Origin of the sequence: Lacrimispora sp. (assembly GCF_047605665.1) — a bacterium.
Lineage (GTDB): Bacteria > Bacillota > Clostridia > Lachnospirales > Lachnospiraceae > Lacrimispora.
Genome location: NZ_JASGFH010000010.1, coordinates 68,200 through 79,292 on the forward strand (window position 1 = coordinate 68,200; position 11,093 = coordinate 79,292).

At 47.4% G+C, this 11,093-nt stretch carries 8 protein-coding genes; all 8 read right to left on the reverse strand.

Annotation, left to right across the window (positions count from 1 at the left end):
* Positions 1-36 precede the first annotated feature (36 nt).
* Positions 37-1,836: an aspartate--tRNA ligase gene (aspS, locus tag QM657_RS09935; protein WP_415066482.1), complete on the reverse strand. Its 1,800-nt coding sequence runs from the start codon at positions 1,834-1,836 to the stop codon at positions 37-39.
* Between the two features lie 33 nt (positions 1,837-1,869).
* Positions 1,870-3,120: a histidine--tRNA ligase gene (hisS, locus tag QM657_RS09940; protein WP_415066483.1), complete on the reverse strand. Its 1,251-nt coding sequence runs from the start codon at positions 3,118-3,120 to the stop codon at positions 1,870-1,872.
* 223 nt (positions 3,121-3,343) lie between these two features.
* Positions 3,344-4,798, reverse strand: a complete 1,455-nt coding sequence (gene hemZ / locus QM657_RS09945; RefSeq protein WP_415066484.1) for a coproporphyrinogen dehydrogenase HemZ — start codon at positions 4,796-4,798, stop codon at positions 3,344-3,346.
* Between the two features lie 10 nt (positions 4,799-4,808).
* On the reverse strand, positions 4,809-5,456 hold the full coding sequence (locus QM657_RS09950) for an MBL fold metallo-hydrolase (RefSeq protein WP_415066485.1): 648 nt from the start codon (positions 5,454-5,456) through the stop codon (positions 4,809-4,811).
* Between the two features lie 31 nt (positions 5,457-5,487).
* Positions 5,488-7,809: a RelA/SpoT family protein gene (locus tag QM657_RS09955; protein ID WP_415066486.1), complete on the reverse strand. Its 2,322-nt coding sequence runs from the start codon at positions 7,807-7,809 to the stop codon at positions 5,488-5,490.
* A gap of 54 nt (positions 7,810-7,863) precedes the next feature.
* Positions 7,864-8,859 carry an adenosine deaminase gene (gene add / locus QM657_RS09960; protein ID WP_415066487.1) on the reverse strand — a complete coding sequence of 332 codons (996 nt, stop codon included), beginning with the start codon at positions 8,857-8,859 and terminating at the stop codon, positions 7,864-7,866.
* 141 nt (positions 8,860-9,000) lie between these two features.
* On the reverse strand, positions 9,001-9,882 hold the full coding sequence (gene lsrF, locus QM657_RS09965) for a 3-hydroxy-5-phosphonooxypentane-2,4-dione thiolase (RefSeq protein ID WP_415066488.1): 882 nt from the start codon (positions 9,880-9,882) through the stop codon (positions 9,001-9,003).
* 38 nt (positions 9,883-9,920) lie between these two features.
* Positions 9,921-11,078 (reverse strand): substrate-binding domain-containing protein, encoded by a 1,158-nt coding sequence (locus QM657_RS09970; RefSeq protein ID WP_415066489.1) that lies wholly within the window; start codon positions 11,076-11,078, stop codon positions 9,921-9,923.
* Between the last annotated feature and the right edge of the window lie 15 nt (positions 11,079-11,093).

Here is an 11,093-nt window from a genome sequence, read left to right on the forward strand (position 1 = left end):
AACGCTCTTAGCAGAGGGGTATCCCTCACTGATTCATTATTGATCACTGTTCACTTCTTCACTGACTTCTATTCCCAAATCCAAAAGCTGCTTGGGATCAACAGGAGCCGGTGCCTCTGACATCAGACAGGAAGCATCCTTCACCTTCGGGAATGCCATAACATCGCGGATGCTGTCAGCGCCTACCATCAGCATCACAATACGGTCTAAGCCGTAAGCAAGGCCGGCATGAGGCGGAACGCCGAAACGGAACGCATCTAACAGGAAGCCGAACTGCTCCTGAGCCTGCTCCTTGGTAAATCCAAGAACCTCAAACATTCTGGACTGAATGTCACTCTGGTGGATACGCACAGAACCGCCGCCAAGCTCCGTACCGTTTAATACCATATCGTATGCCTTGGCCCTGATTGCGCCCGGATCGCTGTCGATCAGAGCCCAGTCCTCATCCATGGGCGCGGTAAATGGATGGTGAACTGCGGTAAAACGGTCCTGCTCCTCGGAATACTCCAAAAGCGGGAACTCTGTCACCCACAGGAATTTGAACTCATCCTTTTTCAAAAGCTCAAGCTGCCTTGCCAGCTCCAGTCTCAAGTTGCCCAGAACATCAAAGACCACACTGTCCTTATCTGCCGCAAACAACAGAAGGTCGCCAGGCATTCCTTCCATGGCATCAGCCAGCTTATGAAGCTCTTCCTCTGACATGAACTTTGAGAAGGAGCATTTATAAGTTCCGTCCTCATTGATCGCCAGATAAGCAAGCCCCTTGGCCCCAAAGCCCTTTGCATACTCCACAAGTGCATCAATTTTCTTACGAGGCATAGCGCCCTGTCCCTTGGCATTGATACCGCGGACAGAACCGCCCATTTCCAGAGCGCCCTTAAATACAGCAAACTCTGTATCCTTCACGATATCGGAAACATTTTTAAGCTCCATTCCAAAACGCAGATCAGGCTTGTCAGAACCAAAACGGTCCATAGCCTCTCTCCAGGTCATTCTCTGGATAGGAAGCTGTATATCATAATTACAAATTTCCTTAAATAACTTCTTCAACAGCCTTTCATTGACGCCCAGAACATCTTCCACGTCCACAAAAGACAGCTCCATATCGATCTGAGTAAATTCCGGCTGTCTGTCAGCCCTCAAATCCTCATCCCGGTAACATCTGGCAAGCTGGAAGTAACGGTCATAGCCGGAGCACATAAGAAGCTGCTTAAAAAGCTGAGGAGACTGAGGAAGAGCATAAAAGGAGCCCGGATGAACACGGCTGGGAACCAGATAATCTCTGGCGCCTTCCGGAGTGCTCTTGATCAAAGTAGGTGTTTCAATCTCCAAAAATCCCTCTTCCGCCAAAAATGCCCTGGTCAGAATAGCAACCTGGCTTCTCACCATAATATTCCTCTGAATATCAGGTCTTCTCAAATCCAGATAACGGTATTTTAACCGCAGTTCTTCCTTTGTCTTGCTGTTTTCCTCAATAGGAAATGGAGGTGTATCTGATTCAGAAAGAATCCTCAAGCCCTTGGCACGCACTTCAATGGCACCTGTAGCCAGGTTCTCATTAACACTTCCTGCCCGATTTTCCACAATTCCGGTAACTGCGATAACAAATTCACTTCTCAGCTTTTCTGCCTTTGCAAAGTTTTCCGCTCCGCAGTCGCTTTCTTCAAATATGATCTGCAAAATTCCGGAACGGTCCCTTAAATCCACAAAAATGATACCGCCCTTATTTCTGCTCTTCTGCACCCAGCCCATAACAGTGACTTCTCCGCCTGCATTGGCTGTCGTAACCTCCGTACATCTATGGGACCTCTTTAAGCCCAACATTGACTCTGCCATAACTTCCTCCTAATGTCTCTTTAATTTTAAGCATCAATCTTTATAAAATTCTTTAAACTTGGTATAGCCTTCCTTTTGGAGGCTTTCCTTCTGGAATTTCTTATTCTTGTTCATCTGGGACACTAAAACAACCTCTCCCTTTGAACGCAGCTCCATAGCCTCCCTGATCGCCTGATTCAGCACAAGATCGCTGGCTCCCTTTTCAATCAGAAATGCCATCTTTTCTTCTTTTCCCGGAACCGTAAATCCTTCATCCATAAGAATGGTAATAATCCGCTCAAACCCAACAGAAAATCCGCAAGCCGGAGTATCCATCCCTGTAAATTTCCCGATCATCTTATCGTAACGGCCCCCGCCGCCAACAGAACCCGGAAAACCTTCTACCTGAATCTCAAAAATAGTTCCTGTGTAATAGGACATTCCCCTTACCAGCGTCGGATCAAATACAATATTAAACTGGCTGGTGGAAATCTCAGTAACACTATCTATAATCGACGCCAGATTCTCCGCCTGAGACTGATCCATGGCACCCTTTAATAATTCCCCAAGGCCGCGCACTCCCGCCGCATCAGGAGTAGAATTTTCAAAAAGATTTAAATACTTACTGATTTTCTCTTCATCATATCCGGCCTCTGCCAGTTCTCTTGCAACACCGTCAGCACCAATCTTGTCCATCTTATCCAGAATAATAAACACCTGATCATAAGCTTCCTCAGCAAAGCCGCAGTAAGCCGCCATCCCCTTTAAGATATTCCTGTCATTAATCCTTATGGAATAGCCCTTAAAACCAATTTTACCAAGCAACGTAGTAGTCGCCAGAATCAGTTCAATCTCCGCAAGCCGTGTAGAATCCCCCAGAATATCGATATCACACTGAACAAACTGACGAAAACGCCCCTTCTGCGGACGGTCCGCCCTCCATACACTTCCCATCTGAAGCGCTTTAAAAGGGGCAGTGAGGGATGCCGCATTATTAGAATAATATCTGGATAAAGGAACGGTCAGGTCATAACGCAAACCGCTGTCAACCAAATCACTTTCCGACTGAGCCGTCTCCAAATTCAGCTTTTCTCCCCTCTTCATAACCTTAAAAATCAACTTTTCATTATCTCCGCCCTGCTTACTCGTCAGGTTTTCGATATGTTCCACGCAAGGAGTTTCAATGGAATGAAAACCAAAACTGCCATACGTTTCCCGTATCTGTTCCATCACATATTCCCGTATCTGCATTTCCGCAGGAAGAATATCCTTCATCCCCGTAACCGGTTTCTTTTTTAACGCCATTTCATTTTCTCCATTCCTATATAATTAACAGCTAATCACAAATTTAATATCCAAACCCAGGAAATGCCAAAAAGCAGGAAGCAGGTAAAGCCACCAAAATAAAGGCGACTTGCCACTGCATCGGAGCCTGTTTTTGGTGGCTTTACCTGCTTCCGTTACCCCCGGCTCTGCCACACTCAACCCCTTCACATTCAAAAACCTTTTCTCAATCACATATCCAAGATTAAGAATTCTGAGTTGCCAGCAATTTTTCTTTCCTCTCCAGCATTTCATCAATTCTGCTCACATACTGTTCTACATCCTTGACATTTTCCACCCGTTCCAGACGGTTTTCCGCAGGATATACCACTTTGGTAGTGGTCCCTGCCCCGCAGGCAATGATGGTCTGCTTTTCCTCCATAATTAAAACATTATAGATGCAGGCCTTTCCAGGACGGGCATAGCCTACGTTTTCAAAATTTCCGGCCATATTTTTCTGGCGGTAAAGGTAATAAGGCTCCTGTCCCATTTTTCCGGCATAAGCTGCTGTCACCTCAATCATTTCAGGAGTATTGGTAATCTTTAAATCTCCGTACCGCTCCTTAAACATATTAAGGCGGGCCGCCCTTTTAATAGCAAGGGAATGAACCGTAATGCCGTCAGGGCCTAATGCCTGTATTTCCTCCATGGTACGGATCACGTCCTCCACGTCCTCTTCCGGCAGCCCTACAATCAAGTCCATGTTGATATTATCAAATCCCATGGACCGGGCCATGAAAAAGCAGTCCTTTACCATGCCTACCGTATGCCTCCGGCCAATCAAATCCAAAGTTTCCTGCTTCATGGTCTGGGGATTAATGGAAATCCGGGTCACTCCATGATCTTTTAAAACCCGAAGTTTTTCCTCTGTAATGCTGTCCGGCCTTCCGGCCTCCACCGTAAATTCCTTTACCCCGGAAAAGTCAAAGGTTTTCTTCAGTCTGGTTATGAGCTGCTCCAAATGGTCAGCAGAAAGGGAAGTGGGAGTACCCCCTCCGATGTATACGGTATCCAAAGGTCTCCCTGCCATTTTTCCCGCCACGTAATCCATTTCTTTAAAAAGGGCTTCCAAATACTGCTCCATCCGTTTCTCCCAATGTCCAATGGGGAAGGATGTAAAGGAACAGTATAGACAGGTAGTGGGACAAAATGGAATGCCCACATACAGACTGTAGCCGTTTTCATAATCAATGGAAGACAGCAAATCCATTTCCCGTTTTGCAATTTCCAGACTCAAATCAACCTTCTGGTCACCGGTAAAATAAGTATCCTTCATATACCTTCGGACCTTCTCATCCTCCCAGCCCTCCAAAAGCTTTGTCATAGCAATTTTCGTAGGACGGATTCCCGTCAAAGTTCCCCACGGGAGCTCTGTCCCCGTAATCTCCCGAAGCATTTTATAAAGCATCCGCTTGATCCTGTTTTTCGTCTCAAAACGGTCTGAAAAATCTACTTCCGTCACAGAGGATTTTACAATTCCCTTTTCAAGGTCATGAACAGCCAGCTCAAAAGAAGCTTCCCCGGTCCTGCCGCGGATCACAAGCCCCTTCCCTTCCCCCGGCACTTCTTCACGGCTAAAACTTTCCCCCGGATAAAATGCCATTAAAAGCTCCCTGATATCCTGTTCAAAGGATTGGTCATCCAATATCATTCCTATCATTTCATTCTTCCTATCCTCTGTTATATGATGCCACCGGGTTATACACTTTTTCGTGTCCTACAGTGGTCTTATCCCCATGTCCCGGATATACAAGGATATCCTCCCGCAGAGTAAACAGCTTTTCTCTTATGGATTTAATAATCTGATTCTGATTTCCCGTAGGAAGGTCGGTCCTGCCCAAAGACTCCTGAAACAGGGTGTCCCCGCTTATGAGAACATCTTCTTCCCGGACCAGATAACAGACCGAACCAGGCGTATGCCCCGGCGTAGACAGAACTTCAAAAGAAATCCCGGCAAGGGAAAGCAAATCCCCATCCCCGACATATTCCACATCAGAAACCATGCAGACTGAACCAAACGCGGCGGACAGATTCAGGGCAGGATTGGTGAAAAGGTCTTTTTCCGCCTCTCCCCCATACACCTTGATCCCAGGAAATGCCCTCCTGATATCCTCCACTGCAAGGATATGGTCAAAATGGCCGTGAGTCAGCAAAATGGCTTCAGGAGTCAAAGAAAGCTCCCGGCACATATTCAGGATATACGCCCCATTATCTCCCGGATCAACAATGACCGCGCCCTCTGTTCCCTGCCGGTATAAAACATAACAGTTTGTTCCTATCTGTCCTACGGGATAAGTCTTGATTCTGAAATCGCTCATAATCCTGCCTTTCTCATGCAAGAGAACTGCGTTATCCCGCAGTCCTCTCAATGTCTATGACGCCTTCGATCTGTCTCAGCTTATCGATCAGCTTGCCAAGCTCTTCCACCCCATGAATATCAAAGGTCATGGTAATGGTGGCATTGCCCTGCTTGTTGGTTCTGGAATTCATAGAGGTGATATCGATCTGTCTCTCCGAAAATACCTTGGAAATATCCACAACCATGCCGATCCTGTTTCTCGTAAATATATTGATTTCCGTGGAATACCGCTCCTTGGCATTATTCCCCTCAGGCTCCTGCCACTCCGCGTCAATCATACGGTTTCTCTCATCCTCAGGCAGCGCCAGAATATTGACGCAGTCCGTTCTGTGGATGGAAATTCCCCTTCCTCTCGTTACAAATCCTACAATCTCATCTCCCGGCACAGGGCTGCAGCACCTGGAAAAACGAACCGCCAGATCGTGAATTCCTTTTACCACGATTCCGCTGTTGGAACGCTTCTTCACCGGAAGCTTATTGCTCATATCTTCAATGTCATTTAAAATGCTGGTGTCGGTCACTTCTTTCTTAAGCTTCTTGTTCCGCTCATCCACCATCTTGTTGATGACCTGGCCCTCCTTTAATCCACCGTGTCCGATGGAAGCGAGGACGGATTCCCAGTCCCGGAAGGCATAGCGTTTCATGACCTTATCCTGGTATTCCGGTTTATTGATATCGGAAAATGTGATTCCCTTGGTCTTGCAGTAACGCTCCACCATTTCCCGGCCTCTGAGGATGTTATCCTCCTTAAGCTCTGTCTTAAACCACTGTCCGATCTTGGTCTTGGCCTGGGTGCTCTTTACGATATTCAGCCAGTCTCTGCTGGGCCCGCGGCTGTTCTGGGAGGTGATGACCTCCACCTGGTCGCCGTTTTGGATCACATAGTTGATGGTCACAAGCTGGCCGTTTACCCTGGCGCCCACCATCTTATTTCCAACCGCACTGTGAATGGCGTAGGCGAAGTCAATGGGAGTGGAACCGCTGGGTAAGTTCTTCACATCTCCGGAAGGAGTAAAGCAGTAAACGCTGTCAGAGAACATGTCTAAATCGCCCTTGACCACGTTTAGGAATTCCTTGTTATCGGACATATCCTTCTGCCACTCCAGAATCTGGCGCAGCCAGCTCAACTTCTCTTCTTCCTTGCCCTCTGCCACCTGTCCGCTTCCGCTTTCCTTGTACTTCCAGTGGGCGGCAATTCCGTATTCCGCAGTCCGGTGCATCTCATAGGTCCGGATCTGGATTTCAAAGGGCTGGCCGTTACTGCCGATCAAAGTGGTGTGAAGGGACTGGTACATGTTGGGCTTTGGCATGGCGATGTAATCCTTAAACCGGCCCGGAATGGGCTTATACATCTCATGGATCACTCCAAGGGCTCCATAACAGTCCTTGACGCTGTCCACAACGATCCTCACCGCAAACAAATCGTATATCTGGTCCAGAGTCTTGTTCTGGTTTACCATCTTCTTATAAATGCTGAAAAAATGCTTGACCCTGCCGTCTACCCTGGCTTCGATTCCCGCTGTCTCCAAATGGTCATGGACCTCATCGACAATGCTTTTTACAAAGGTTTCCCTGGCATCCTTTTTCAAGGATATTTTTTCTGCCAGATCAAAATAGACATCAGGCTCTAAATATCTTAAGGATAAGTCATCCAGCTCGATCTTGATTTTTGAAATACCCAGACGGTTGGCAATGGGAGCATAGATTTCCATGGTCTCCCTGGCCTTTTCCTTCTGTTTTTCCGGCTTCATGTACTGCAGAGTCCGCATGTTGTGAAGGCGGTCCGACAGCTTGATGATGATGACCCGGATGTCTTTTGCCATAGCCAAAAACATCTTTCTCAGGTTTTCAGCCTGAATTTCCATCTTATCCATGGACCAGGATATCTGGGTCAGCTTGGTAACGCCATCCACTAAGAGGGCTACCTCTCCTCCGAACTCCGCTTTCAGCTCATCAAGAGACATAATGGTGTCTTCCACCACATCGTGAAGGATTCCGGCGGCAATGGTTTCCTTATCCATCTCTAAATCAGCCAGAATAATGGCAACACAAAGAGGATGAATGATATAAGGTTCCCCTGACTTGCGCCGTTGATCCTTATGTGCTTCATCCGCAATGCGATACGCTTTTTCTATCATGGAAATATCATCGGAAGGATGATATCTTCTTATGGTTTTTACCAGCTCCTGGTAAAGCGCCTCCGGGCTGGTGAAATCAGCTGGGCCCTCCCGGTCTATTCCTATTAATTTCTCCGGATTCTCTCTTGCGGGATCTTCCGGATCACTTTTTTCCATTATTGGATTCTCTGCCATATGCCGCCACCTTTTTTTGTAACAATCCTGATCATTGCCTGCTTTTAAACATAGTTATGATTCATTATAATTATTTTTGTCGAAAAATGCAATTATTTTTTCTTTTTCTGCTTTTTCCAGAAAAGCCGCTTCCAGGGCGTACCGGTTCATTTTAACCAAATCCTCTGGCAAAAAGCCCAGATGCTTTTGGATCAGTTCTGCTTCTTTTTCCAGAGAAGTGTCTGAAACCGCCATATTGTCCGTGTTGTATGTGACCCGGATTCCCCTGTCGTAAAAGGCCTTTAAGGGATGGTCCTTGATGGAGGGAACCGCCCTGGTCTGGAGGTTGCTTATCACGCACATCTCTAAAGTAATGTTTTCCCTTTTTAAAAGGTCCATACATGCCTCTGACTGAATGGCCGCACAGCCGTGTCCGATTCTTCTGGCTCCGTAGTGGACTGCCTTTACGATATTTTCAAAATCCCCTGTCTCTCCTGCGTGGATGGTGAAGGGAATTCCCTTTCTGTCAGCGCCTTTAAAAAGAGTTTCAAAATGGGACATGGGAATCAGCCCTTCCGGCCCTGCGATGTCCACGCCCACAACTCCCTTTCCAAGATAAGAGGCTGCCAGATCAAAGGTTTCGTCATTGCCTTTGTCCGGTCCATTGACCATGGCACAAAGAAGCAGTCCGGCTTTCATGGGAGAATTTCCAACGCCCTGGTTTACCCCTCTTATGACCGCCTCCACCACCTGCTGCCCTGTCAGCCCTTTTTTCATGTGGAGCTGAGGCGCAAAGCGGATTTCCGTCAGAATAAGCCCCTGGGATACCAGCCTCTGTGTCAAATCCCTGGCTGCCAGCTCCAGAGCCTCCTCGGTCTGCAAAAGCTGCCCAGGTAAGTCAAAGCACTTTAAGTACTCAACCAGGCTTTCACAATTCTCCCCTACGGAAATGAGTTTCTTGATATCCCGGCCTTCCAGATCATATCCGATCTGTCCTGCAAGCTCCTTTACCACTTCAACGGACAAAGAGCCGTCTAAATGCAGATGAAGGTCTGTTTCCAATAATTTCATAGCTGTCCCTCCCTTTTATAAAAATGGTATCAAATAACGTTCATTAAGTTTTCTGATAGTATTTTATCATATAATAGGAAGGAAGGAAACAAAAACAGCATCCCGCCTTTAAAAGACCGGAATGCCGCTTTTTTAGAAAATTTACTGATGGATCATATCCTGATAATATTCCCAGGCTTCCTTATCTGTAAAGCCCTCATGAACGATCTTTCTGACTGCTGCGCTCATTTCTACAGGATTTTCACTCTGGAAAATATTTCTTCCCATATCCACCCCTTTTGCTCCCTGGCTGATGGATAAGTACGCCAGTTCCAGAGCCTCCCGTTCAGGGAGTTTCTTTCCTCCTGCCACCACAATGGGAACCGGGCAGGCGGATACTACTTCTTCAAAATTTTCACAGTAATAGCTCTTGATGATGTTGGCTCCCAGCTCTGCCACAATGCGGGTTGCCAGCTTGAAGAACCGGTCCGTGCGCTCCATCTGCTTTCCGACTGCCACCACTCCCATGGTCGGGATGCTGTAGCGGATTCCCAGGTTCACGGCCTTTGACAAATTGTCAAGACTGGAAAGCTGTCCGTCCGCTCCGACAAAGGTCTGGATTGCCATACAGTCCGCATTCATGCGGATCACATCTTCAATATCAACGGCCAGCACTTCATGGGATAAATCATCGTCAAGCATGGAAGAGCCGGAAGTGGTCCGAAGGGCAATGCCTTTTCCCGCAGAAGCAGGTATACAGCTTCTAATGGCGCCTCTCGTCCCCATCAATACGTCAATGTTGGGAAGGAGCTTTGGCACCACTAAATCCAGACGCTCCAGCCCGGCTGCCGATCCCATAAAATATCCGTGGTCAAAGGCGAACATCACTGTATTTCCGCTGTTTTTATCAAAAATATTAGATAAGTGTTTTTTCATGCCCCAATCCAGGTTATTGGCGCCTTTTACATGAAATGGTTCATTGTTTGCAAAAGGAACCGATATATGATAATTGTGAGCTGCTTTTACGCCTTCCAAATCTGCCATATTACTCTCTCCTATTCTTTTAATCGCTGTTTTAATGCTTAGAAATCATAGTTATTCATGTTGTCTTTGTTAAATACGGTACGCTCCGGAAGAAGCACAACGCCGTTGTTGACATCTCCTGTTGCCGCGCCTTCTACCAGACTGTCATTTGGAACCACTTCTACGGTTCCGATTTCAGGAATATCGATCTTGTCGCCTACCTTCACCTGGTTTCCTGCTGCCAGATATGCAGCGAGATAAGTTCCGATAGCGCCCTGAATCTGGCAGTCCCAAAGTCCCCACTGCTCAATAACGCCTGCATCGCAGTAATCCTTAATGGACATAGGAGAAGCAAAACCGGTGATGGTCACATCGTCTTTTGTAAGCCCCTTGTTCTGAGCTGCCTTGCACTGTCCCGGAAGGGCTGTGGAGTCATTGCAGATAATCAGATCAATATCCTGATTAGCTTCTAAAATAGAGGAGCCGATGGAAACCGCTTTCTCCGCATCCTGTTCGGAATAGTAGTTATCCGGAGCTACGTTGACCCAGTTCGGGAAGTTTTCTTTGATATAAGCCTCTCCTGCCACCTGCCAGGAGTTCTGGTCTGCTACGGTTGCCTGGGAATAATGCCAGCAATATTTGATCGCATCGGCCTTTGGATCTTTTCCGCGTTTTCCTAAGGAATCCACGCCCATGTCAACCAGCATTTTTCCAAGAATTTCAGGCGTTCCCTGGGAAACCATCAGCGTACGTGCCGTATCAGAAACGTCAGAGTCCCACGTTACCACAGTTACCCCCGCATCTGTGGCATCCTTTAAGGCTGAGTCAAGTCCTGTTGCGTCTACAGAAGAAATGCAGATGGCATCCACGCCGCTTGCCACGGCATTGTTGATGACCTGAACCTGGTCTGCTACGGCTGCGTTGGGGCTTCCCTGATAATCGACCTGAACTCCCCATTTCTCTCCGTACTTCTGGGCGCCGTTGTTGGCTGATTCAAAAAATGCGTTTCCTGTCAGCTTCGGAACAAAAGCAACGGTTTTCCCTTCCACACCTGCTGCCTGACCGGAGCCGCCTTCTGCCTTTGCGCTCTCCTCTTTTGCCTGAGCGGTTGTTCCCCCTGCCGCTGTTGTCTCCTTTGCTCCGCCGGAGCTGCTGCATCCTGCCAAAACGGAAACGGCCATCATTCCTGCCAATACTAATGCTGCTGCCTTTCTCATAAAAATCCTCCTTCT